24 protein-coding genes are annotated in these 25786 nt (G+C 30.2%); 4 read left to right on the forward strand and 20 right to left on the reverse strand.

Going from position 1 to position 25786, the window contains the following annotated elements; translation table 11 throughout:
* Nucleotides 1-32: 32 nt before the first annotated feature.
* Genes BUC03_RS01685 through BUC03_RS01710 form a run of 6 tightly spaced genes read right to left on the reverse strand, consistent with a single transcriptional unit; the run spans nt 33 to nt 5709 of the window.
* A complete protein-coding gene (locus tag BUC03_RS01685) occupies nt 33-1031 on the reverse strand; it encodes a glycosyltransferase family 2 protein (RefSeq protein WP_073147593.1) in 999 nt (332 codons plus the stop codon).
* Nucleotides 1018-2172, reverse strand: coding sequence for a glycosyltransferase family 4 protein (locus BUC03_RS01690; RefSeq protein ID WP_073147595.1), 1155 nt, complete (start codon nt 2170-2172; stop codon nt 1018-1020). Before BUC03_RS01690 ends, BUC03_RS01685 begins: the two co-directional genes overlap by 14 nt.
* 39 nt (nt 2173-2211) lie before the next feature.
* Nucleotides 2212-3018: a hypothetical protein gene (locus BUC03_RS01695; protein WP_073147597.1), complete on the reverse strand. Its 807-nt coding sequence runs from the start codon at nt 3016-3018 to the stop codon at nt 2212-2214.
* Nucleotides 3019-3888, reverse strand: a complete 870-nt coding sequence (locus BUC03_RS01700; RefSeq protein ID WP_073147599.1) for a sulfotransferase — start codon at nt 3886-3888, stop codon at nt 3019-3021.
* A complete protein-coding gene (locus BUC03_RS01705) occupies nt 3885-4784 on the reverse strand; it encodes a glycosyltransferase family A protein (protein WP_073147601.1) in 900 nt (299 codons plus the stop codon). Before BUC03_RS01705 ends, BUC03_RS01700 begins: the two co-directional genes overlap by 4 nt.
* Nucleotides 4777-5709, reverse strand: coding sequence for a glycosyltransferase family 2 protein (locus BUC03_RS01710; protein ID WP_073147603.1), 933 nt, complete (start codon nt 5707-5709; stop codon nt 4777-4779). Before BUC03_RS01710 ends, BUC03_RS01705 begins: the two co-directional genes overlap by 8 nt.
* A 274-nt stretch (nt 5710-5983) precedes the next feature.
* Between BUC03_RS01710 and BUC03_RS01715 the strand changes: the two genes are divergently transcribed.
* Nucleotides 5984-6367, forward strand: coding sequence for an HU family DNA-binding protein (locus BUC03_RS01715; protein WP_073147998.1), 384 nt, complete (start codon nt 5984-5986; stop codon nt 6365-6367).
* A gap of 317 nt (nt 6368-6684) precedes the next feature.
* Here the strand turns inward: BUC03_RS01715 and BUC03_RS01720 are convergent, their stop codons facing one another.
* The 13 genes from BUC03_RS01720 to BUC03_RS01780 are packed head-to-tail and all read right to left on the reverse strand — an operon-like array spanning nt 6685 to nt 20155.
* Nucleotides 6685-7605: a glycosyltransferase family 2 protein gene (locus BUC03_RS01720; RefSeq protein WP_073147605.1), complete on the reverse strand. Its 921-nt coding sequence runs from the start codon at nt 7603-7605 to the stop codon at nt 6685-6687.
* Nucleotides 7598-8491, reverse strand: coding sequence for a glycosyltransferase family 2 protein (locus BUC03_RS01725; RefSeq protein ID WP_073147607.1), 894 nt, complete (start codon nt 8489-8491; stop codon nt 7598-7600). Before BUC03_RS01725 ends, BUC03_RS01720 begins: the two co-directional genes overlap by 8 nt.
* A complete protein-coding gene (locus tag BUC03_RS01730) occupies nt 8488-9306 on the reverse strand; it encodes a glycosyltransferase family 2 protein (RefSeq protein WP_073147609.1) in 819 nt (272 codons plus the stop codon). The genes BUC03_RS01725 and BUC03_RS01730 overlap by 4 nt, the downstream gene beginning before the upstream one ends.
* A gap of 31 nt (nt 9307-9337) precedes the next feature.
* Entirely contained in the window at nt 9338-9979 is a 642-nt protein-coding gene (locus BUC03_RS01735; RefSeq protein WP_073147611.1) for an acetyltransferase, read from the reverse strand.
* 1 nt (nt 9980) lies between these two features.
* The gene (locus tag BUC03_RS01740; RefSeq protein WP_073147613.1) at nt 9981-11051 is read right to left on the reverse strand and encodes a DegT/DnrJ/EryC1/StrS family aminotransferase; all 1071 of its coding nucleotides are present in this window, start codon (nt 11049-11051) and stop codon (nt 9981-9983) included.
* Nucleotides 11048-11692 (reverse strand): sulfotransferase, encoded by a 645-nt coding sequence (locus tag BUC03_RS01745; protein ID WP_073148000.1) that lies wholly within the window; start codon nt 11690-11692, stop codon nt 11048-11050. The genes BUC03_RS01740 and BUC03_RS01745 overlap by 4 nt, the downstream gene beginning before the upstream one ends.
* Nucleotides 11693-11694: 2 nt before the next feature.
* Entirely contained in the window at nt 11695-12498 is an 804-nt protein-coding gene (locus BUC03_RS01750) for a sulfotransferase domain-containing protein (RefSeq protein WP_073147615.1), read from the reverse strand.
* Between the two features lie 22 nt (nt 12499-12520).
* Nucleotides 12521-13744: an ABC transporter ATP-binding protein gene (locus tag BUC03_RS01755; protein ID WP_073147617.1), complete on the reverse strand. Its 1224-nt coding sequence runs from the start codon at nt 13742-13744 to the stop codon at nt 12521-12523.
* Nucleotides 13745-13748: 4 nt separating this feature from the next.
* Complete coding sequence (locus BUC03_RS01760; RefSeq protein ID WP_073147619.1) at nt 13749-14606, reverse strand: ABC transporter permease; 858 nt, start codon at nt 14604-14606, stop codon at nt 13749-13751.
* Between the two features lie 3 nt (nt 14607-14609).
* Nucleotides 14610-15593, reverse strand: coding sequence for an SDR family oxidoreductase (locus BUC03_RS01765; RefSeq protein ID WP_073148002.1), 984 nt, complete (start codon nt 15591-15593; stop codon nt 14610-14612).
* 4 nt (nt 15594-15597) lie between these two features.
* Nucleotides 15598-16875, reverse strand: a complete 1278-nt coding sequence (locus tag BUC03_RS01770; protein WP_073147621.1) for a nucleotide sugar dehydrogenase — start codon at nt 16873-16875, stop codon at nt 15598-15600.
* Nucleotides 16876-16890: 15 nt separating this feature from the next.
* The gene (locus tag BUC03_RS01775; RefSeq protein ID WP_073147623.1) at nt 16891-19356 is read right to left on the reverse strand and encodes an exopolysaccharide transport family protein; all 2466 of its coding nucleotides are present in this window, start codon (nt 19354-19356) and stop codon (nt 16891-16893) included.
* A gap of 7 nt (nt 19357-19363) precedes the next feature.
* Nucleotides 19364-20155, reverse strand: coding sequence for a polysaccharide biosynthesis/export family protein (locus BUC03_RS01780; protein WP_073147625.1), 792 nt, complete (start codon nt 20153-20155; stop codon nt 19364-19366).
* Between the two features lie 111 nt (nt 20156-20266).
* Here BUC03_RS01780 and BUC03_RS01785 point away from each other — a divergent pair, with 111 nt between their 5' ends.
* The 3 genes from BUC03_RS01785 to BUC03_RS01800 all read left to right on the forward strand — a co-directional run bounded on the left by BUC03_RS01785 (nt 20267) and on the right by BUC03_RS01800 (nt 24669).
* Nucleotides 20267-22132 carry an ABC-F family ATP-binding cassette domain-containing protein gene (locus BUC03_RS01785; RefSeq protein ID WP_073147627.1) on the forward strand — a complete coding sequence of 622 codons (1866 nt, stop codon included), beginning with the start codon at nt 20267-20269 and terminating at the stop codon, nt 22130-22132.
* Between the two features lie 114 nt (nt 22133-22246).
* Complete coding sequence (locus tag BUC03_RS01790; protein WP_073147629.1) at nt 22247-23014, forward strand: O-methyltransferase; 768 nt, start codon at nt 22247-22249, stop codon at nt 23012-23014.
* A 965-nt stretch (nt 23015-23979) separates the two neighbouring features.
* On the forward strand, nt 23980-24669 hold the full coding sequence (locus BUC03_RS01800) for an ABC transporter ATP-binding protein (RefSeq protein WP_073147633.1): 690 nt from the start codon (nt 23980-23982) through the stop codon (nt 24667-24669).
* Between the two features lie 128 nt (nt 24670-24797).
* On the opposite strand, the gene BUC03_RS01805 is transcribed toward BUC03_RS01800, so the two are convergent.
* A complete protein-coding gene (locus BUC03_RS01805; protein ID WP_200799118.1) occupies nt 24798-25784 on the reverse strand; it encodes a hypothetical protein in 987 nt (328 codons plus the stop codon).
* Nucleotides 25785-25786 lie beyond the last annotated feature (2 nt).

Consider the following 25786-nt stretch of genomic DNA (forward strand, 5'->3'; position numbering starts at 1 on the left):
ATATGCCTTATTTTTTTCATCATATTAAAACTTTATTTAAAGCTATATGGAACTATATAATAAATGTAAATTTTTAATAAATATGTATTAGGGAATATAATTAATAATTTTTGAAAAAAATTTATTAGCCAAGGAGTTTTTAAAGGGTTTATATCTGCATCTAATCTTTTCTTTAATTTTTCTCTATTTGACTTACTCTCTTCTTCTTGAATCATTTTACCTACAGAAGTAAAGATTTTTCTATATAAAATTTTTCCAAATTCTTCATTTGCGTTACCCTCTAGGTAAAAAGGCAAGTGAGATTTTGTTAACCTTGGCCATTGCATTAATTCTCTACTTTTACTTTTTTTAACATGATCTGTGGTAGAGGCTGAATACTTATAATACAAATAAACATACTTATTAATACTTGCTATTTCACAAGACATTCCTAATTTAATATCTAATGCAGTATCTTGTCCTGTTAGTAGTTCTTCTTCATAGTTCCCTATTTTTTTAAAAACCTCTTTTCGGTATAAAAAAGCAGGAGGCCCAACCACAGAGCTCAAATCTTTAAACCACTTCATCCCCCAATAAGGTTTATTTTTCAATACTACAGTAGAAGTTTCTTCTAACATTTTTCTATCTATATCTTCTACATTTTGATGTGATTTATACATTTTTCCGAATACCGCATCACAGTTTGGATAATCTATTAATACTTTACTCAAAGTTGATAAAGTATCATCAAAGAGCTGATCATCTACATCATAAAAATAAATAAAATCTCCTTTTGCAAGACTCAAACCTTTATTTCTAGCGGCAGCAGCTCCCTTTGTATATTCTTTACAAACTATCACATTACTTTCTTTAGAGGCAATAGCCTGCATTATTGAGAAAGAATGGTCTGTAGATTTATTATCTACTAAAATTACCTCTACGCTTATTTCTTTAGGTAACTTTTGTTTCTGTATATTTTGAAATGCTTTCTCTATAAAATCTTCACCGTTATAAACAGGAACTACAATACTTATTAATTTATGCCTTTCCATTTAATACGTTTTTATATAAGTTAATCATCCCTGTTACCATTTGCTCTTCGTTAAAGTCTGCTTCTACTTTCTGTCTAGCTGCTTTTCGTACTTTTTCTATCTCTTCTACCTTCAGTTTTGAAAATGATTGGATACTTGTTGCCATAGCTTCTGTATTTCTTTTCGGGACAATCCAGCCTTCTTTTTCGTGGGTAATTAACTCTGTCATTCCCCCACAATCTGTACTTATAACAGGGGTTCCTAAAGCCATTGCTTCTACTACTACATTGGCGATTCCTTCTTCTATGCTAGGCAACAGTAAAAGGCTACACTCTTGCATTTTTTGATACACTTCTTCTTGTGACACTCTACCTAAAAGAGTTACTTCTTGGTCTAAATGAAATATAGATTTAAAAAACAATAATTCTTCCTCACCTTCTCCCCCTATAATTGTATAGGTAAAAGGCACACCATTCTTTTTTAATAAAGCACACGCTTTTAATGCTATATCATACCCTTTTATCCAGTGGGTTCTACCTACAGAAAGTATATGTAAAGTATCCCTTTTTTTATATAGCGATAAAGAAGGGAATTTGCTAAAATCTAAACCCGTATGTACTACCTGATTAGTTATACTTGGGACACCTATTAAATTACCTTTTTTTTCAATGGCTTTAGATACAGAGTGTATTCCTGCCAATTCCGGATAAATTTCTTTTAAATAACTAAAATTATTTTCATTCACAAACGGACGAACATTGGTATGATACCCACGTTGACTTAAAACAACAGGTATTACTTGGCTTTTTAAAACAGGTGCTAACCAAGGTAATATAGAATTCCATTGTGCATGGATAATATCTGGTTTTATTTGCTGTAGTACTACTTTTAAATTGGTTTTCTGTAAGGCTTTTCTATTACCTTTTAAGATATTTATAAAACAGGATAAAGAAAATTTTTGTAATTGTAAACTGGTGAGAAGTAACTTTTTTTTCTGATCGTTAGCCCCTAACGATACATACTCTACTCCATCTATTCTATTTTTTAGTTTAGTATTAAATCCTAACACGTATACTTTATGCTTACTATCTACTAAACCTATTAACAAACGTCTAATAAATGCTGTAGTTTCAAACGTACCGTCAAAAATAATTATTTTCATAAAACTATTCCTTACATATAACCTTTATATGTATTCTAATTAAGCTAAAGATTTCCAAAATAAGCTATTAAATTTATATTTCTTAAATAAATTATGAATTGTAATTATATCTACATTAAGCTTATCTAAATCAATTATTTTTACAGACCTAAAGTTATTTTCTGAATTATTATACAAGTATTTATTATTAGATATAGAATCCATTTTTTTTGAAGCTTGAATCCCTTCTAGTGCGATTGCAAAATCATCAACATTAGATTTTTCAAATTTTCTTATAAGGCCATCAATATCATTTTGAGAACGTTTACCTCTAACCAAATATTTATAAAATATATCTTTAGGACTTTGATAAAAGTCGTGAATTCCAGCTACGTATCTAGTCAAATGATTTTGCCAAGTATACCCTTCTTTTTTAAGCTGATTTTTCACAAAAGTTTCTGGTCTTAACTGTTCTCCTTCATTAGGAACAAAGTTGATTGCTTTTTTAAGTATCTCTGTTCTGTATACATGAAACCCTCTAAATTTTGGCTCTTCATAAAAACGATCAAATAATAAAAAACCGAATCCAAAATCTTTTACTTCCAGTCTATGGAGATTTTCTCTTACCTTACGCAGAGCATTTTTTCTTAAAAGTATATCTGCATCTATAAATACTGTAAAATCTTTATTTAATTCTATTGCTTTTTGAAAACCTAGTTTGAGTTTGTCTTCAAAGCATACTTCTTTTTCCAAAACCACTAAAACATCTTCAGGTAATAGTTGTTTCTTTATAATTTTAATTAAAGCCTTTAGGGTATTTTCTCCCGATGCTCTTATAATTACGGCTAAGGTATGTTGAGAAACCATTTATATTATTTCTTTGTTGAGACTATGAATTATTTTCTCTATACTTTTTATTTGTGTTTTACTTAATTCTGTCTTCCAACGCTCATCAAACCTTATACCTAATTCGTGATTTTTGTAGTAACCTTTACTGTTTAGTTTTATCCAGTCTTTATGTTCATTTTCTTTATGAAATTTGACTAACATAGATTTTGTACCTGCATTACCACTAACTAAATGATGTTTATGTTCCCAAAAACGCATCATTTCAGGTTCATAATTAACCTCTATTAAATCAACAATAGCTTTAACCACTTCTACTGGTTGTTGAGCTAAATTTTTATATTTAACACTTAGTTTACTTCCAAAATCCCATTTACTATAAACCTGATTAATTTTTTTAACACGTGCATTCCAATTTTCAGCAATATTGTCTAAACCTCTTTCTGGATACTTTCTAAAATACGAATTAACTACCGCACGTCCATCTCTACTTAAATAAATTAAAATGGGTTTAATACCATTCTCTACCAAAACTTTACCATTACGCAATATCCATCCAGCATTTTTACTACTATCTACCAATATATCTTTTCCTGTATCTTGAAAAATTTTACTATAAAACAAAAATTCTTTTTTTTGTTTTGAAAATAATTTAGCTAAAACACGCTGGCTTATGGAAGGATTATAATACTTTATTAATCTGTCTCTTAATTCTGGTGTCCATAATTCACAATTTTCACCACATATGTTACAAACTGGCACCTCATTTTCAAAATTAAGTACTTTATAAACTTCACCTAATGAAACCATTTCACTATGGCTTCCTAAAAGGAGATCCAATAAAGTAGAACCACAATGACCTGTACCTATTATAAAAATTACTTTTTTCATAGTTTAAAGTATCTTTTTAGTTTTACACTTTTACCTCCTATAAAATTTAAATATAGTAGATATAAAAAATAACAATAAAAATCTAATGAACTAATTTTAAATTCCTTGCTTAAAAATTTAAGTGACTGCCAAAATTGTTTGAAATTAAATCGGATATCAAAATCGTAAATTCTACGCATAAAAAAAACAGTAAACCCTTGATAACTTGGAAAGTTTTTTATAGTTAACAATTCCACTAAAGCTTTTTTAACTTCTTTAGAATTTCTTTTTATTCTTTCGTGAGCAGACTGGTTTTTATATGTTAATGCTTTCTCATTATACAAAATATTATTATTAATTTTTGAAGAATAGATATCATGTACATAATCTTCGTTATTCCTCAATTCACACCAATGCCTCGCTAAAGAAACTTCTGAACGCCACATGCTTGAACTAGTAGACCAAGACCTCTTTTTTTGTAAGAAAATACTTGGTAAAATTTGTAATGGTGTTAATTCTGCTCTTTTATATTTCAACTCGCCTTCAAATAAAATGGCTGTTTGTGAATATACCATCCCAACATTAGAGTTATTATTCAAGTCATTTACTAATTCAGCTAAATAGTTCGAACTCCACCAATCATCTGAATCTAAATAACATATATAGTCTCCTTTTGCATTTTCTCTTCCTATTCTTCTTGCATAACCTGGCCCCTTATTATCATTATACCTAATCAATGAAAATCTATGATCTAAAAAACTTGGTAGAACAATTGGCTTACATGAACCATCATCTACAATAATTACTTCAAAGTTAGTATAAGTTTGTTTTTGTAGGCAATCCCATAAATCATTTAATAGATTATACCTTTCAAACATTGGGATTATGATTGATACTAATTGCTCTTCTTTATTCATTAAACGCTAATTTTCTTAAAAAATAAAAACGATTTGTTACTTTACTCACATAATAGTATGTGATCATAAAGATTGCTCTTAATTTAAAAATTTTTGTTATCTGAGAAACAAACTGAATTTTTGATATTTCTTTAGGAATTTTTTTTATTCTTATAACATGCGTATATATCCCTATAAGTAAGTCCTTTTTAGTTTTTAAAGATAATCGCGCTGAAACTTCTAAGTATGTAAACCAGCGGGACAAAAGTTTACAATCACTTTTTTTTCTTATATTTTGACTTATAGTATTTTCATCAAATCTTCTTAAAGTAACTACTTCATTTTTAAATTCACCATTAGAACTTATAATTAACATTTTAGAAAAGTAGTTGTATTCTTGTCCACATTTTAAATTCTCATCAAAAAATAAATTAATTGCAGTTTTTCTCTTAATTATAATATCCATTGTAATCCAATTAATTTTTTGTAAAATATAATTTTCTAGATTAATAGAATACTTATCAAATTGATAAAACTTATCCATAATACTATTATGATGATTAAAAAATTTAGTCCTCGTTATGCAAAAATCATTTTCACTTGAAGTTATCATTTCTATTTTCACTTGTATATGATTTTCAGTCATCAAATCATCACTATCAAACCAAACTATATATTCTCCTATGCTTTTTTTAAAACCATAATTACGTGCACCATTCCCTCCAGGTAAATGTGCTTCAGGTCGGTGATGGTATTGTATTCTAGTATCTTCTTCTATATACCTCTGCATCACTGTATCCGTATTATCTGTACTACCATCATCTACTACTATACATTCCCAGTTCACATAGGTTTGCGCTATGATAGAGTCTAGGGTTTCTCCTATTAAATGGGCACGATTATAGGTAGGGATAATTACGGAAACTAAAGGCGAACTACTTTTCATATATAAAACTGAAATACTGTGCAAGTATACATTTTTTCAATAAGTCTATTAAAAATATAAGTAATATTTCACAGTTCCATAATTCTATATTTTAAAATTTACAGAAGAGACTTATTCTTGATTTAATATAATTATATTTTTTGTTAAAAACTTGTTGATAACACAAAATTATTTTGTTGAGTTACAATGCTTTAATTTCAGAAATTTATAGATGTAGTCAAAAATAATTTTGCTACCACCTGAGAAAAAAGGTGTATCTAAAAAATCCATTATCATGGTAGAATTAAAAAAGGTTATTAGACGTAACCCTCAGGACAATGCAGCTCCTGAAAAGTATTATCTGCATGCCGTAAAAACTGGCTTTACAGATTTAGAAAGATTGGCTTACCTAATCTATAACCAGAATACGGTAAGAAGACCAGATTGTTTAGCTGTACTAGATGCTTTAGTACATAACATGACAGATGAGCTTAGCCAAGGGCGTGTGGTTCAACTTGGACATCTTGGTAATTTTCAAGTAGGAGTACGCTCTACAGGAGCAGATACCGAAGAAGAAGCTAACGTTTCTAACCTTAGAAGCGCGCATCTTAATTACCGACCTGGAAAAGAGCTTAAAAATGCTTTAAAGGTCATGGATTTTAAAATAGTAACAGGCTAGACACTTGTAGTTATTTAGTAAATAAGTTCTGAGAGATTTTCTTTCAGAACTTTTTTTTGCTTAAAAAATGCTAAGCAATTTTCTCATACTGCTTAGCTCTTTTTAAGTTTTGCTTAGCAGTTTACGAAAGACTTATTAGCAATATTTAAATTTCTGAAAAGAGTATAAAAAAACTCAAAAAATAATAGCGGCTAGACACTTGCTTTCTTTAATGAGTTTGATATAGTTAAAGTATGTTTAGTAAATAAGCTCTAATTATTTGCTTATCTTAGTATAAATATAAAAGGAATTATTGAAAATGAAAAATATAATTTCTATTATACATTCAAATACCAACTTCCTAATTTTTTATTTTTTATTAAAGAATTCTCTATCTCTGCCTTAATTCTTAAAAGAAATCGATACATCTCCTTATGTTTTTTTGCATTTTTAAATTTTAAAAACATAAGTTGTTGTATATAATTTTTATTTGTTTTAGCTAAACGTCGATTATACTCTTCTACATTTGGGTTATTTATATTGGCATACTTAACTTTTAACTCTTTTTCTCTCTGCTTAAAATAAGCTTCACTACCGTATCTTAATTTTTTTAAAACTCTATCTTCCCGATCGTGTACCATAAAAGAATTAGATACTACACCAACTTTAAAATTATGGTAGCGTACTCGCTGGGTATAATTATCATCTTCGCCATAATGAAAAAAGATTGGATCAAACCCTCCTACATTCAACAAAACTTCTCTAGAGACCAGCCAGCCAGCAGCATTTACAAATGGCACTTCATACACCTCTTGTTTTGATTTTTGCAATACAAAATCAGAATAAAAATGTGGGTTATGTTTATAACTTACATATAGAGAGAACCCTGCATCTAATCTCGTTTTTTCTGCATTGATATGAATAGGACTTAATATACCATAACTAGGTTGCGACTGATGAACTTTTACTAATTTATCTATAGTATCCGCTTCTAAATAAGCATCTTGATTTAGTAAATACACATATTTTGCTCCTTGCTGTAGGGCATAACTAATTCCCTTATTATTGGCCTGACCAAAACCTAAATTTTCTTTTTCTTTAAATAATTTTGCTTGCGGATAGTTTTGCTCTATAAATTGTACCGTTGTATCTGTAGAGTTATTATCTACAATTACCATGTTATATTCTTTAGGAATAGAAGCTAAACATTTCGCTAACCATTTCATCCCGTTATAGGTAACAATAATAACGCTAAGCATGAAGTTTATTTTTTATCTTTTTTTTAATTTTTTGGTAATTTCTCCAAAGAAAAGAATATTTATTTTTTAATTTCTGTTGTAACTTTTTATTTAAATAAGGATAGAACTCTTTATACAAAATCTGGTTATACAACTCATAATCATTTATTTTTTTGCTCCTATTTTGATTAGTAGCCTGCTCTCCATGTATTCTAAAATTCACTAAGGCTTCCTTAATAACAGCTATCTTCTTATACTTTAATACCCTATAACAGAACACATAGTCTAATATTTGTTTTAAATCAGTGTCAAAACCTCCTATTTTTGTGTATAAAGATTTCTCAAACATTACTACAGAAGGCTCTCCTATTTTATTTAGAGGAGATTTTTTAAAATCATCTCTAGCAAACAAACTTTTATCTATATAGATTAAATTATTTTGAGAAGTAAGCGCTAATTTCTCTTGTAAATCTCCGTAAATCTGCAACCATTTATCTATTTCAGGAGTTTTCATCTCCTTTTCTATCAAAAACTCCCGTTTACTTGCTACTAAACCTATAGAAATATCTTTTTCTAACACCTCTACCATTTTTTCTATACAAGTGGGCGCTAATACATCGTCTTGAAATAAAAATTTAATGTATTTTCCATTTGCCTTATCTACACTATTATTCCAATTAGCGCCTATACCTTGAGGTTGGTGAGCGTAAACAAATATTGGAAAATCTACTTCTTTTTTAAACTCTTCTACTAACTCTAAACTATTGTCTGAAGAAGCATCATCACTAACAATAATTTCTATATTTTTATAGGTTTGAATTTTTATAGAATCTAAAGCTTCTTGTAAAAATTGAGCACCATTATAAATAGGGACACAAACGGAGACTAACGGTATTTCCCTTTTCATTTAAATAACTTTTTAGCAATTCTTTGAATGATTGATTTTTTTTGTTCAAGAGAATTTTTATTCAAACTTTTTTTAAAATAATTTATTTTTTCTTCTAAAACATTAGTTGTCAAACTATCGTATTGGTTGTAGTGAAAAACTAACTCATAAGCATTTAGTGTTTTTTCAAGTCTATATTTCTCTGTTTTTAAAGACCAAACGCTGCTTCCATGAGATCTATATACTCCCAAGACTTCTTCTATTTTTTTTATTTTTTTATCTTTTATTGCTAACATATATAAAACCCAATCTCCTATTGGTGATTGATGAAACCAATCTGGAATAGTAAAATTATTACGTAATACTACAGAGGGGGTATGTATAAAATTTCCTTTTGCCAAATCTACAGAAGTAGTACTATTTTCAACTTCTCTCGTAATGGTATCTTCTAGTAATAAATTTTTAGATTCATCTTTTATTTGCATGTTGTGAAAGCAAATATTATAATCTAAATTTTCTTCTAAAAAATCTACCTGTTTTTGTAATTTTAAAGGGTCTGTCCAATAATCATCTCCATCTAATAGTGCTATATATTTCCCTTTACAATGCTCTAAAGCAAATATAAAATTAGACATCATTCCTAAGTTTTTTTCTTGATTAAAGTAAGATAAAGTAATATTACGAGGAAGATTTTTTGTTAAACTTAAAATTTTTTGATGAGTTTGATCATTAGAATTATCATTAGAAATTAATAATTCTATATCAAAATTGGTTTGTTGCGCTAATACCCCTCTTATTGCTGATTCAATGTAAAACTCATGATTATATGTAATCATACAAATTGAGATCATATATTTAGAAGGTTTATTATTGCTCATCAGGTATATACTTAATTATTTTTGCAGGACTACCTACTACCACTGCTCTAGCTGGTACATCTTTGGTAACTACAGCTCCAGCACCTACTATAGCATATTCGCCTACATTAATTTTCGGTAATATTATTGAATTTGTACCCAAAGTAGAATAATCACCAATCACACAATTACCTGATATGTTTACATTTGGAGAAATTTCAACAAATTTTCCTAAAGTACAATCATGTCCAATTGTAGCATTTAAATTTATTAAACAGCCTTTTCCTATTTTAATATCATTGGTTATGATTACTCCTTGAGATATATTACAACCAGGATCTATAACTACACCATAATTACCTATTATACTCTTCTCGCTTATAGTAGAGACTAATTCTCCTCCTAAACCTATAAACTTTTCTGCAAGTTTTACTCTAATATTAGGATTCCCTAATCCAAGAACAAATTTTTTATCAACTTGTTCAAAATATTTTTTTGCGGAATCTGTATTTTTCAATACCGGAAATTTACCATATAACAGATCCGGTATATCTTTATTCACATCATCATAAAAAATAATATTTTCAGAAGTACTTTCTAAAACTACTTCTAAAAGTTCTTTAGCGTAACCTTTAGCTCCAATTATTAACATTTTAAAAATTATTTATTATTGAACATATTTTTTCTATAGCAGTTTTTAAAACCGCATGAGATAATGGTAAACATAAAATTCTTTTAGAAACACTTTCTGAAATAGGCATTTCTACAGATGATGTATAATTTAAAGTATGTAAACTAGGATAAAAGTAACGACGAGGGTTTATATTTTGATGATTTAACGCTTGTTTTACTTTTATTAATATTTCTTCACTCTCAAATACAACAGGGTAATAACTATAATTCCACTCTGTATCTGTACGTATTTTCATCTTACTTACATTCTCAAAGTTTAATAGATTGTTGTACATTTTAACAACCTGTTGACGCTTACTTAGAATTTCTTTCATGTATGGTAAGACTGCTAATCCCATAGCTCCTTGCAATTCACTCATTTTAGCATTAGTACCCAAACCATAAAAATTTTCAGGCCCATTATGCCCAAAATTATGGTGGTAATAAAGTTGATGCATTAATTCTTTATCTTCACAAAATAATGCTCCCCCTTCTCCCGTGTGAAATAATTTAGTAGCGTGAAAACTACACGTACTTACATCTCCATAATTAAAAAGAGATTCACCTTTATAAGTCACTCCAAAAGCGTGAGCAGCATCATAAATTACTTTAAGTTTATATTTTTTAGCTATTTTTTCAATCTCTTCTACCGCACAAGGGTTACCAAAAACATGTGTAGCAAGTATCGCTGTTGTTTTTGAGGTAATTGCTGCTTCTATTTTAGTTTCATCAATTGTTAAATGTTCTGGATCAATATCTACAAATACTGGAGTACAATTTTCCCAAACAATACTAGAAGTAGTTGCTACATAGCTAAACGGAGTGGTAATAATTTCTCCGTAATTGCCTAATACTTTTAAAGCTATTTGGATAGGCAAGGTACCATTAGTGGTAGCCAGTAAGGGAACAGAGTTTAAATATTCTTGTAACTTAACTTCTAGTTCGCAAACCAACTTCCCCCTATTAGTTAACCAAACGGCATCCCACGCTTTTTTTAAAATAGCTTGGTATTCTTCTTGCGGTGGCAAAAAAGTTTGGGTTACGTTAATCATCTAGAGTTTGTTTTATTTTCCCAAGGAAAATCTGTTCCTTGAGCTGGTTTATTTAAAAATTTACATAATTTATAATAATCATCTGAATTTGACACATTAATCACTAACAATTTATCTGGCATAGACTCAAAATACCGCTGTACCTGATAATTATGATTTTTATAATATGCTATTAAAGTCTCTTTATTATAAGGTTCGTTCTCATCTGTATTAAACATAAATTGATTTGCCTCAAACGCCCATCCTTTGTATCTATAAATTGCATTTCTCAACTCAGTAGCATTTGGAGGTGTTAATTTATTATCACTCCACAACTTTGCATGAAATTTTGTTATGGAATTATACCATTGCTCTTCATTATCTCTAACGGTTAAGATAAATTTTGCTTGAGGATAATGTTGCTCCAAAAACATGTATGTATATGGTAAAGAAAAAGGAATATCTTGAAAAGCTTCTGCTTTTTTACAAAACTTAATTATAGATTTAAAATCTCTATCATACCAATTTTTAAGTAATAACTCCGCTTTTTCCTGATTTCCCATTTTAAATTGAAAACCTTTCAAAACTCGCTCAATACTTGTAGTACCTGTTTTATTTAAACCAATACAAAAAATTTTATTGTTTTTATTTAGCAATCCCATATTTAAAACCAATCTTCATTAAAATCTACGTACTTATATAAATTTTTATTCATTTCTTTAAAATGAGTTTTTAAGAAACTATAGGTCTCAGAACTCATTTCTTGTTCATACTTTCTTGAATGCTTTAGAGATAGATCTAAGTTAGTAGTGTCTATTTTTTTTACATCTAAAAATTGAAAGATTTTATCTAGACTTTGAGTCAAATTAATTTTTAATTCTTTTGAACTTAGTATTAAAAGTTGATTTTGATTAAAATACTTTAAATATTCTTCAATTTGATTAACATAATATCCTCTTTTCAAAATTGAAGGCTCTAATAAGTTACTAAATTTAATTTCTTGCTCAATCCAATGCTCAAATTTTGAGTTTTTGTTATCATTTATAAACGAATACAATTTAAAATTTGAATTCTTATCCTCTTCCTCTTTAAACATCTTCATCACAACCTTACTATTTTTCATCTGCATGTACATATTCCAAGCAGAATATGCTCTTTTTGCAGGATCTCTAAGAAGAATTATTAGTTTGAAATTTGAATTATACCTGTATAGCTTCTCTGCAACATTTGGATAATACAAATATCTTGGGGTTGACTCAAAACTTATATAATTAGTAAAATATTTTCTAGGAAAGTGTTTATGATATTCACTTATTATAATTTCCTCCTCTTTATCAAAGAAGTGTAATTCTTTTGTAGTAGAGCCTAAAATTTCTGGATGCTGAACTAGATATTCATGTAAAGAAGTTGTACCTCCCTTTTGAGCTCCTATAATTAAAAAAGTTGGTTTAACTGTACCTAGATTCATATTCTTAATTTAAATAAGCTTATCAGTTTATTTCTGTAAACTTAGATTTTAATAAAAAAGGCTGCCAAACTTCCTCTGGATGACTTATTTGTAGAGATAATATATTATTTATTCTTAGTAAAGGATGCCTCCCATCTATTTTTTTTGAAACAGAAATATTTATAGAGTAAACACCTTTGGAAAGTTGAATTTCTTTATGTGTAATTATAAATTCTATCGAATTTTCACTAAAACTAATAGCCGAATCTTTATTATTATTTTCTAAAATTGCCACTGGTCGCTGTTCTTTATCTAAAAGAACAATATTAAATCTAGGAGTACTTGTTAATTTTTTATTTATTTTAAATTTAAAATGAATTTTTAAATCATCTCCCCATTTTAAAGTAGAAACACCTTCAATATTTACCGCTTCTAATAAATCTGCTTCCTCCAAACTTAAAGAACCATCACTAAATATTTCATTCTTTTCATTTGAAGAAAATCTTGAATAATATAAATCAATAGCTTTAGACACGTCTGTACCCTGGAATTTAGATTGCCCTTTTTCCATCAATATAATTTGGGTACAAACCCGAGAGACCATGGGCATATTGTGAGAGACAAACACTACTGCGGTATTCGGCAAAATATCATCTATAGTTTTAAAACACTTTAAAATAAAGCCTAAATCTCCTACCGCTAATACTTCATCTATAATTAAAATATCTGGTTCCATTTGTGCTGCCACCCCAAAGCCTAAACGTACTTTCATCCCAGAACTGTAATGTTGCACCGGCATATCTATAAACTCTTCTATCTCGGCAAAATCTATAATTGCCTCTATCTTCTCTTCAATTTCTTTACGAGTAAAGCCTAAGATAGCGCCATTGTTATAAATATTTTCTCGCCCAGTAAGTATTGGGTTAAAACCTGCACCTAATTCTATTAAAGCACCTACTCTACCCCTCATGGTAATTTTACCTGCATCAGGATTAATTAAACCATTTAGCATTTTAAGTAAAGTACTTTTACCTGCTCCGTTATGCCCCACCAAACCTAGACATTCTCCTCGACGCAGTTGAAAATTAATATCTTTTACCGCCCAAAACTCTTTAGGCCTTAAAACACGTTCTTTTTTATTACCCCCTACATTAGCAAAAATGTCTTTAACCCCATACCATAAACTGGTTTTTAAGTCTTTACAGAATTTTTTAGAGACCCCTTCTGCCTCTACCAGTATTTCATTTTTTTTAGCAACTTCTTTCATCTCCCTATGCGCTTAAACGTTCTACAAAAATTGGTATCGATATTCTATAAAACACTAACCCTATTAAAAATAAAGGAACACAGCCCCCTAATACTATCCAAAAATAGGTAAGATCTGCAGGAATATTACCTACTCCTAAACCTCTAACGGTTAAAATTAATGGTGTAAATGGATTCCATTCCATAATTGTTTTCATAATTCCCTCTTTAGCTGGAATTGCAAAAACTACAGGGGTCACATACATTAAAAATTGGAATCCGAACTTGATAGCTTTAGCTACATCGTTATACAACATCCCGATAGGAGTAATTAGCAAACCTATGGTATTACCTACAAACACCATGATCACAATGCCGATTGGAAAAAGTAACAATGTAGGATGAAAACCTACTCCAAAATAAAATAGAAAGACTAATAATAATAGAAATTTAAACAAACTATTAAATAATACTTTATAAGCTCCTGAAATAATTAATGCTTCTTTCGGAAAATTAATTTTAGACAAAATTGATTTTGAAGAGTTAGTAGAAGTAATTGGAGAGTTAACAGACTCTATGATAATAGACCATAACAAGGTTCCTGTAAAAGCAAATAGAGGGTATGGTATACCTGTATCTGTCACTTCTACCGTACCTGAACTTCTTAAAAATATCCATACAAAAGCCGTAGCTAATGGAGTTACAAACGCCCAGAATATACCTAAAATAGATTGACGGTATTGCGCTTTAATATCTCTTTCTGCCAATTGCCTTGATAAAAATCTCGATGCATAAATATCTTGCAAACTCTCTTTAATAATCTTAAAAAAACTAAGGCTTTGTTCTTTTTGATATATTTTTACCATAGGTTTTAATGCACCCATAAATTATTCTGCTTTAAAATATTGCCAAGTTAATTGAAGTCCTTTTCTTACATCAAATAACGGGCTATAGTTTAACAAACGTTTGGCTTTTTTAATCTCTGCTAAAGAGTCTCTAACATCCCCTAATCTAGCAGGGCCATAGTTAGCTTCTAAGTCTGTTTGTGCCGCTTCATTTAAAAAGCTCCATAGTTTATTTAAACTAATACGCTCTCCAAATGCAACATTATACACCTCATTATTCGCTTCTTGTGGAGCAAAAAATGATTTTATATTGGCTTGCACAGCATTTTCTACATAAGTAAAATCTCTAGTTTGCTCTCCATCGCCATTAATTGTTGGGGCATTTGCGTCTTTTAATGCTTGCATAAATAAAGGAATTACCGCAGCATAGGCACCATTAGGACTTTGTTTAGGTCCAAAAACATTAAAGTAACGTAAGCCTATAGTTTGTACTTGGTACATTTTAGCAAAAACATCTGCATACAGCTCATTCACATATTTTGTAACAGCATATGGAGAAAGAGGTTTACCTATCACTTCTTCTACTTTAGGTAAATTTTGGCTATCTCCATAAGTAGAACTCGAGGCTGCATACACCATTTTTTTTACTGATGGAGTTTCTTTTACGGCCACCAACATATTTAAAAAACCACCTACATTGACATCGTTAGAAGTAATGGGGTCGTTAATAGACCTAGGTACTGAACCTAAAGCAGCTTGGTGACTTACAAAATCGATACCATCTAATGCTTTTTTACAAGTTTCTAGATCTCTAATATCTCCTTTTATAAACTCAAAATTTGAGAAACTTTCAAATTCTTCTATATTGGCATAATACCCATTAGAAAGATTATCTAGCACTCGAACTTTTTTTGCTTTATATTTTAATAGGTAATGCACTAAATTAGAACCTATAAATCCAGCCCCTCCTGTGACTAAAAAAGATAAATTTTCTAAATTTTCAGGGTGGTATTTGTTTTCAAACATAAACTTATAATCTTGCGTCAATTTCTGTTATAGGTAGAAAAGATTTTACATCAAAAACTACCGCGTTTTTATTTTTTAATTGTTTTAAGTCTATAGCCAAGAACTCTTTATGAGCTACAGTAAGCACAATTACATCGTATGTGTTTTGTATAGCTGTTACCTCATTTATTAAATCAAGCTCAAAATGATCTTTCACCTCTCGCTTATTAGCCCAAGGGTCACAAACATCTACTTGTAAATTATATTCTTCTAAATTTTTAATTACATCTATAGCTTTCGTGTTTCTAATATCTGGACAATTCTCTTTAAAAGTTATGCCCAACACTAATGCTTTTCCGTTTTTAATTTTAGCTTCTTTTTGCACCATCAATTTAATTATTTCTTGTGCTACATAATCTCCCATCCCATCATTCATTCTTCTACCGGCTAAAATAATTTCTGGGTTATAACCTACTTGAATAGCTTTTTGCGCTAAATAGTAAGGATCTACCCCTATACAGTGTCCCCCAACTAATCCTGGAGTGTATTTTATAAAATTCCATTTGGTGGCAGCAGCTTCTAAAACCGCGTCTGTATCTATGTGTAAAAGTCTAAAAATTTTGGACAATTCATTTACAAATGCGATATTAATATCTCGTTGAGAATTTTCTATCACTTTTGCAGCTTCTGCTACTTTAATAGATGGTGCTAAATGAGTACCTGCAGTAATCACAGAGCTGTAAACGGCATCAATTAATTTTGCATATTCTGGTGTAGAACCTGAGGTAACTTTTAAAATATTTTTTACGGTATGTTTTTTATCTCCTGGATTAATACGCTCTGGAGAGTAACCTGCAAAAAAATCTACATTAAATTTTAATCCAGAAATTTCTTCTAAAATAGGTACACAAACTTCTTCTGTCACTCCTGGATACACTGTAGATTCATACACTACTACGTCTCCTTTTTTTAGCACGCGCCCAATAGTTTCACTAGCTTTTTCTAAAGGAATTAGTACAGGATTGTGATTTTTATCTGTTGGAGTAGGTACAGTAACTATGTAAAAATTAACTTTACTTAAATCTTCACTATCTGCAGAAATAGTAAGTTTAGTTTGCAATGCATTCTGCAAAAGATTTTCACTAATTTCTAGGGTACTATCTTTAAAGTTATTTAACTCTTCTACCCTATTTAAATTAATATCAAATCCTAACGTATCGTATTCATCTGCAAAAGCTACTGCTAAAGGCAAACCTACATAACCTAAACCTATTACCCCTATTTTTACATCTTTTAAATCCATTAAACGTATTAGATTTTATTTTTTATTTCTCTTAAAAAAACTTAATAAACCAGATTTTTTGTTTTCGCTTTCATGATAGCCGTTACCATATGTACCGTAACCATAACCATAGCCGTAACCATAACCATAGCCATAACCGTAACCATAACCATATTTCGCTTTTTGTTGGAAGTAATTTAAAACAAAACTTACATTTTTCACTTCTCCTTTATTATACTTCTCGTTAATTACGTTAAGCATAGGATTTTTAGTATAATTTTGCCTTACCATATATAATGTTGCGTCTGTAAATTTGAATAAATTTAGCGCATCTGAAACTAATCCTATTGGAGGTGTATCTAAAATAATATAATCATATTCTTCTTTTAACTTAGCCATCAACTCTTCCATTTTTTCTCCCATCAACAACTCTGATGGATTAGGAGGAACAGGACCAGAAGTAATTACGTCTAAATTATCGTAAGCAGTAGTCTGAATGATTTCTTGTAGTGTATTTTGTTCTACTAAATAATTAACTACACCAACCGTATTGGTTATTTCAAAATCGTTGAAAATTTTAGGCTTTCTTAAATCTAGACCTACTAATACTGTCTTTTTACCACTAATTGCAAAAACAGAAGCTAAATTCATAGAACAAAAAGTTTTCCCTTCCCCACTTACAGAAGAAGTTACTAAAACCGTTTTACTACCTTCAACTCCCTTTTTCTTATAAATAAATTGCAAACTAGTACGAAGCCCCCTAAAACTTTCTGCAATAGAAGATTTAGGTTTATTGAATACAACTAGGTTACTATCTTGCTTACTCTTACCTATTAAGCCTAATAAAGGTATTACAGACAAACGCTCTACATCTTTTACGCTATTAATTTTATTATCAAAAAACACCAGCATAAACACAAAAAACACAGGTATAACCAACCCTAGAATTACGGCGATTACGTAATTTAATTCTGTATTAGGGCCTATTTTACCTCCACCAACATCTTTAGCTTGATCTATGACTTGTACATCACTTACATTAGCTGCTTTTACTAAACCTGCTTCGTTTCTTTTCGACAAAAATAAATTATAAGTTTGCTCGCTTATAGTGTAACGCCTTTCAATATTTAAAAGATCTTGTTGTTCTTTTGGTAATTTTTTTGCTTCCGCTTCTAACTCATTAATCTCTCCTCTGATTTCTGCGATTTGCTTATTTAATAGTTTTTTAGAACTCGTTATATTTTCTAGCAATACAGCTTTAGTTGCATTAATTTGCCTATCTATATTATCAAATTCTGGTAATTTATCTTTAGCACTATACTGGTATTTACTACGTTGCTCAGACAATACAATAATACGAGAGACTGCTGCAGTAATACTAGGTTCTTCTATACCAGAAACAGAAGGTGCAGGAACTTCTGAGTAATTAGATTTTTCGGTTAAATAACCTTCTAAATTGAGATAATAATCTAATTGCCTTTCTAAATTAGTTAACTCTAGATCGTAGCGGTTCAAATCTGACTTAATAGAAGAACTTTCTGAAGATAAATCTAAAATTTGATTTTTCTCCATAAAACTATTCATCTCATTTTCTACCGCTTTTAACTCTTTGGCTTTCACCGCTAAACTACTATCTATAAATCGGATGGTTTTGGTAGCAAATAAGTTTTTTCTATTTAACATATCCCTACTTAACACCTTTGCCGTAGTATTTAAATAGTCTACAATTTTAGCTTTATTATCATCTGTAAAAGCTAAATCAATAATAGAGCTTCCTTTAGCACTGGTTTGCACAGAAATTTCTTGATATTTCTTTACAACACTATTAAAATTTAGAAATTTTATATAAAAAACATCTCCTTTTTTTGCTCTACGCTCATCCATATGGATTGTCCCTGTAAAAATTGGAGTTTCTACTTTATCTTCTAATTGATAAGTGTACTTATAGTTTTTTTGAAGAGGTATTCTAAAAGTTTCTTTGGTATCATAAACCATAACTTGCCCACTACCTGGAGCTTCTTCAAAACTTAAAGAAAGTTGATAAGTCAATTCATCTATAAAAGTAATTTTTATGGGATGGTTAAGCAACTGACCTTTTAAAGTATCTACTTCTACCCTAAAAGGAGTTTTACCATAGGTATCTATTTTTTGGTATTCCCCTTCTTTTAAATATTGAATATAATATTGTAATTCTTCTACTACTTTTTCATTATGAGAGCGTGCACCTAAAGTGATTACAGCGGTATTCACTTTATCAGAAATACCTCCCCAATTAAAGGTCAAACTCGTATTAGAAGTAAAAAAAGGGTTTTGATCATCTTTAATAGAAATCATCGAAGCAAGCCTATAGACAGGCAACTTTCTTACATTGATATAATACGCTATACCAAGACCAATTATTATGCTAATTACAAATAGATACCAATAACTTAATATTCTGATTAAAAAACCCTTAAAATCAAAATTAAGACCATCCCCTTGTTTTTCAAACTCTTCTTCCATCAGCTTCTTATAACCTTTGAGATAATATTATTAATGTACCAAATAAACTTACGATAGAAGCTATTGTTGTAAAAGTTTCTAACCCTGTTTCTCCTACCCCCCAAGATTTTTGCGGTAATGGTTTCACCATAATTAAATCGTTAGGTTGTATATAGTAGTATGGCGATTTTACGGCATCAATATTTGTTAAATCAATATGATGCACTTTATGTCCGCCAGGGTACTGTCTTAAAATCATGACATCGGTACGATCACCTAAAGTGGTTATATCTCCCGCATTTGCTATAGCTTCCATAATGGAGACTTCGTCTTTGTAAATCACCTGACTTCCAGAACCTACTTCTCCAATGGTGGTATAACGTATTCCTGCAAGCTTAACAGTGACAAAAATATTAGCTTCTTCTCTAAAGTATTCTTCTAATAGTTTAGCCTCTATTTTTTTTCTAACTTCTTCTACCGTAAAGCCTAACACGTTCATTTCTCCTAACGTAGGAATTCTAATATTCCCGTGAGGATCTACTCTAAACCCATCATAATACAGCTTTTCTTCTCCTGTTGCATTAGGGTTATTATTGTCTATTGGGTTAAAAATACCAACTAGCTCTTGGTCTAATGCTTTTACACGTATACTTAATAAATCATTTACCTGAAGTCGGTAAGTTTGTTGTACTCGCTGTACTGCAATTAAACTATCTATTTCTTCTTGATTTTCTTGAAGGTAAGTTAATTTTTTAGTGCTAATACAAGAAGTAGCACTAAAAATTAAAAAAACAAATAAAATAATATTATAATACTTCATTTCCTCATTTAGATATGAATAAGCAACAAATATACTTTTTCGCTACTAATAAAAAAACTTCCTTATCGATAACTCAAATATTTGCGTTTAATTTGTAATAAAATTAAGAATTTGAATTACGCATCTATAGAAAACATCTCTAAAACTTTTGGAGAAAGAGTTATTTTTGAAAACTTATCTTTTGGTATTAACGAAGGGCAAAAGATTGGATTAATTGCTAAAAATGGTACAGGAAAAACTTCTTTACTAAAAATTTTATCTGGTGACGATACCCCTGATAAAGGAGAAGTAAATTACAGAAAATCTATTAAAGTTGCCTTTTTACCACAAGAACCTAACCTTAACAAAGAGCTAACTATTGAAGAAACCATTTTTGCTTCTGAGAATGAAGTATTAAGAGTAATTAATCAATACGAAAAAGCTCTAAAAAATCCGGAAGACCAAGAAGCTTTCCAAAAAGCATTTGATTTAATGGAAGCTAAACAAGCTTGGGATTTTGAAACTACTTATAAACAAATTCTTTTTCAATTAAAACTAGAAGACTTAAACAAACAAGTAAAGTACCTTTCTGGTGGACAAAAAAAGAGATTAGCCCTAGCTACTGTTCTTTTAGACAAACCCGATTTACTAATTTTAGATGAACCTACCAACCACCTAGATTTAGAAATGATTGAATGGTTAGAAAGTTTCTTTAAAAAAGAAAACTTTACCATTTTTATGGTGACACACGATCGTTATTTTCTAGAGAGAGTTTGTAATGAAATTATTGAACTAGAAGATGGTATTTTATATAACTACAAAGGTAATTACAGCTACTATTTAGACAAAAAAGAAGCTAGAATTGAAGTTGAAAAAACCAATACAGATAAAGCTAAACAACTTTACAAAAAAGAGCTTGATTGGATGCGAAAGCAACCTAAAGCACGTACTACCAAATCTAAATCTAGAATAGACGATTTTTCTGAAATTAAAGAAAAAGCTTCTAAAAGAAGAAATGACCATGTGGTTCAATTAGAGATTAACATGGAAAGAATGGGAAATAAAGTGGTAGAACTCCACAGTATTTCTAAAAGCTATGAAGGCAAAAATCTTTTTGAAAAATTTAACTACAACTTTCAACCAGGTGAACGTTTAGGTATCATAGGTAAAAACGGAACCGGAAAGTCTACTTTTTTAAATACCCTTACAGGATCTATAAAACCAGATTCTGGTAAAATTGTAATAGGAGAAACTATCAAGTTTGGATATTATACTCAAAAAGGAATTGAAACCAAGCAAGGACAAAAAGTAATTGATATTATTAGAGAATTTGGGGATTACATTCCTCTAAAAAAAGGAAAACAAATTTCTGCACAACAATTATTAGAACGCTTTTTATTCGACAGAAAAAAGCAATATGATTTTGTTGAAAAACTAAGTGGTGGAGAAAGAAAAAGACTATACCTATGTACAGTTCTTATACAAAACCCTAATTTTTTAATTTTAGATGAGCCTACCAACGATCTAGATATTGTTACCCTAAATGTATTAGAAAACTTTTTATTAGATTTTCCTGGCTGTCTATTAGTGGTTTCTCACGATCGTTATTTTATGGATAAAATAGTAGATCACTTATTTGTGTTTAGAGGAAAAGGTGTGATTGAAGATTTTCCCGGAAATTATTCTGATTTTAGAACTTACGAAGAAAGCACACCTAACGAGGTAGCAGATAAAAAAGAATCTAAATCTAAAAATGATTGGAAAAGCCCCACTACAGACAATCAAAAACTTTCTTACAACGAACAGAAAGAATATAAAAAATTAGAACGTGAGATTGCTAAATTTGAAAAAGAAAAAGAAAAACTTCAGCAAGAATTTTTAAAAGATCTAAACGAAGAAGAAATCAAAAATAAATCTATAGAACTTCAGAAAATAACTAATGCTATTGAAGAAAAAACCGAAAAATGGTTTGAACTTTCAGCAAAAATGGAAGAATAAATTAGAAGTGAGACGTGAGATTTGAAATATTAATTTACCCCATACCAAATGTAAAATCTCATCTCACAGATAACAAAACAAAACATCCTCTATTAAACTCTAACGACTACCAAAATGTGGTTTCAGTTAAAATCTTATCTCAAATTTTTAGTAAGCTCTCGCAATCAGCACGGGGTACACTCCCCTTTTGTGTATAGTCTAGTAACTAAATGCTTTTACGATCGTAAAAACAAAAACGCATATCAAAAAATATCGGCTTACAGAAAAGACATCTTTCAGCAAAAAAAAGAAATAAACGTTACCGATTTTGGAGCAGGGTCTAGAGTTTTTAAATCGAATAAAAGAAAAGTGGCAGCCATTGCAAAAAATGCAGGCATCTCTTGGAAAAGAAGCAAATTACTTTATCGTCTCTCTACCTATTTAGAGTACTCTAACGTGTTAGAGTTGGGTACTTCTGTAGGTTTAGCTACCGCTAGTTTGGCTGCAAATAAAAAATTAAACGTATTTACTATTGAAGGTTGCCCCCAAACTGCGCACATTGCCACACAAACATTACAAAAACACCAACTATACAATGCTAAGGTAACTGTTGGAAAGTTTGAAGAAATTTTAAAAAATTATTCTCACAAAATAGATTTGGCTTATATTGATGGAAATCACTCTAAAGAAGCTACATTAAAAAATTTTGAATTGCTTTTGAAATTAAAACATAACGATAGCCTGTTTATTTTTGACGATATTTATTGGTCTGAAGAAATGCTACAAGCTTGGGAAGAAATTAAAAATCATCCTGAAGTGACTGTAACTATTGATACTTTTTATTGGGGATTAGTTTTCTTTAGAAAAGAACAAGCCAAAGAGCATTTTAAAATTAGAAGTTAAAAAATTACTCTTTTTAGTATTACAAAAACTTTTTTACTCCTCTTACTGTTTTCCAACCGTTATTCTTTACTTGACACGGAATCTCATCTTCTAATTTAAATCAACAAAACAGCTCGAAAAATAAAGCAACCACCCCGCCTTCATAAGTAGGGAAACTTTTATCTATAAACTAATTTCAATTCTGTCATTTCGAGCGGAGTCGAGAAACATTCTAGCAACCGTCATTCTGGGCTTGACGCAGAATCTCATCTTCTAATTTAAATCGACAAAACAGCTCAAGAAATAAAGCAACCACCCAGCCTTCATAAGTAGTGTAACTTTTATCTATAAACTCATTTCAAATTTGTCATTTCGAGCGGAATCGAGAAACATTCTAGCAACCGTCATTTCGGGCTTGACACAGAATCTCATCCTCCTATTCAAATCTACAAAACAGCTCAAGAAATAAAACAACCACCCCGCCTTCATAAGTAGGGGAACTTTTATCTATAAACTCATTTCAAATTTGTCATTTCGAGCGGAGTCGAGAAATATTCTAGTAACCGTCATTCTAGACTTGACACGGAATCTCATCTTCTAATTTAAATCTACAAAACAGCTCAAGAAATAAAGCAACCACCCCGCCTTTCAGGCACCCCTCCTTCATAAGTAAGGGAACTTTTATCTATAAACTCATTTCAACTCTGTCATTTCTAGCGGAGTCGAGAAATATTCTAGTAACCGTCATTCTAGACTTGACACGGAATCTCATCTTCCTATTCAAATCCAATTAAAAACTCATTTTCAACTCTGTCATTTCGAGCCGAGTCGAGAAACATTCTCGCAACCGTCATTCCGGGCTTGACACGGAATCTCATCTTTATAATTAATACTAGAACTCCATAACACATTTGTAACAACTCCTCACCAAATCTGTAACAAAGCTTAAAGAAAAACGTCTTACCTTTAGATTTCATTCAAAAACTATGAATAGCAACGTTATAGACATTAAAGGAATTACTAGAGATTTTCAATTAGGTCAAGAAACCGTAAAGGTTTTAAAAGGTATAGATTTAATTATTGAAAAAGGAGAATACGTAGCGTTCATGGGACCTTCTGGCTCTGGAAAATCTACTTTAATGAATCTACTTGGCTGTTTAGATACTCCTACTGCTGGCAGTTATATTTTAAACGGAGCAGATGTAAGTAAAATGAGTGATGATGAGTTAGCTGAAATAAGAAATAAAGAAATAGGTTTTGTTTTTCAGACGTTTAATTTACTACCTCGCACCACTGCTTTAGATAATGTAGCCCTCCCAATGATTTATGCAGGAAAAAATAAACACGACAGAAATATACGTGCTGCAGAAGTATTAACAAATGTTGGTTTAGCAGATAGAATGGACCATAAACCCAATCAGCTATCTGGAGGTCAACGCCAACGTGTGGCAGTAGGTAGAGCATTAGTAAATAAGCCTTCTATTATTTTAGCAGATGAACCAACAGGTAATTTAGATTCTAAAACCTCTGTAGAAATCATGAATTTATTTAATGAAATTCATGCAGCTGGAAACACGGTTATTTTAGTCACCCACGAAGAAGACATTGCAGAACATGCACATCGGGTAATAAGACTAAGAGATGGAATTATTGAGAGTGACGAGAGGAAGAGGTAAACTTTTCACTTAATTAGTTATTTACATCAAAAATACAGTCTGCCTGCATAAATAAACCTCAAACCCCTTTTTTTAATAACCAATAGAGTACAAACACTATAGGCAGAAAAATGGCAAAATCTAAGGAATTAAATAACATCTAAGGCATCGTTAAATTCAGAATTCAAATCTATTTTTTTTAAACTATCTATAAAAGATGTATTAAAAATTTCTACTCCTTGTTGATTTAAGTGGTGAGCATCATAAAAGTGTAAGGAATCATTTAATTTTAATTTACCATTAAAATTTATATAAGAAGTGTGGTACTTTTCTGCATAAGCATTCATCTTTACATCAAATTCTTGATTATTCTTATAAGATTCATAAAGATTACTGGTTACAGGGGCGTAAACAAAAATAAAATGAATATTAGCCTTTTTTAACATTTCTAAATTTTTTTCAAATTCAGAAAACTGAATATCCTTTAGCTCCCAACTTCTACTGAGGTTTTTATACTTATGCGGACTACTATTATACTTCATTTCTTTAGAAACAAACCCTCCAGATATATAAGTATCTAATTCTTTGTTTTTATCTTCCACAAATGTATTAGTTAGTAATTTTTCTCTTAACAAATCGTAAAAAAGTGTATTATAAACTTTAAGGTTATTTATTTCTAAAGCCATACTTAAATCGCTAAAATCCATAGAGTCATTAGACATTAAATCTAAAGAAGACTCTACTCCATCAGAACTAAAGGTTCCAGGATAGACTTCGTAAACAACTAATTTTGGATGCAACAAATCTAGATATCTTTTAAGAAGAATATTAGTTTGAATTGAAGTTTGTGCGCTAGAGCCTAAATTAAAACTACTATACCCACCTTTAGTAAAAATTCTATTATCAAACCCTCGATAAGTGTGTGAAGAACCTAGAAAAAGTAAATCTACATCTTGAAAAGTTTTAGCTTCTTTTAACCTTGTATAAAGATGACCATACCCTCCTTGCTTGTAATTAATATTCCCTTTTAAAAAAGAAGGAGTAAGAAAATATCCAAAAGCAAATAAACCTAAGACATAAAATACACTTGCAAAAAAAAGAAACTTAATGGTATTTATTATAAATTTTTTCATCATTT

It is taken from the genome of Mesonia phycicola (assembly GCF_900141885.1).
GTDB classification, from domain to species: Bacteria; Bacteroidota; Bacteroidia; order Flavobacteriales; family Flavobacteriaceae; genus Mesonia; species Mesonia phycicola.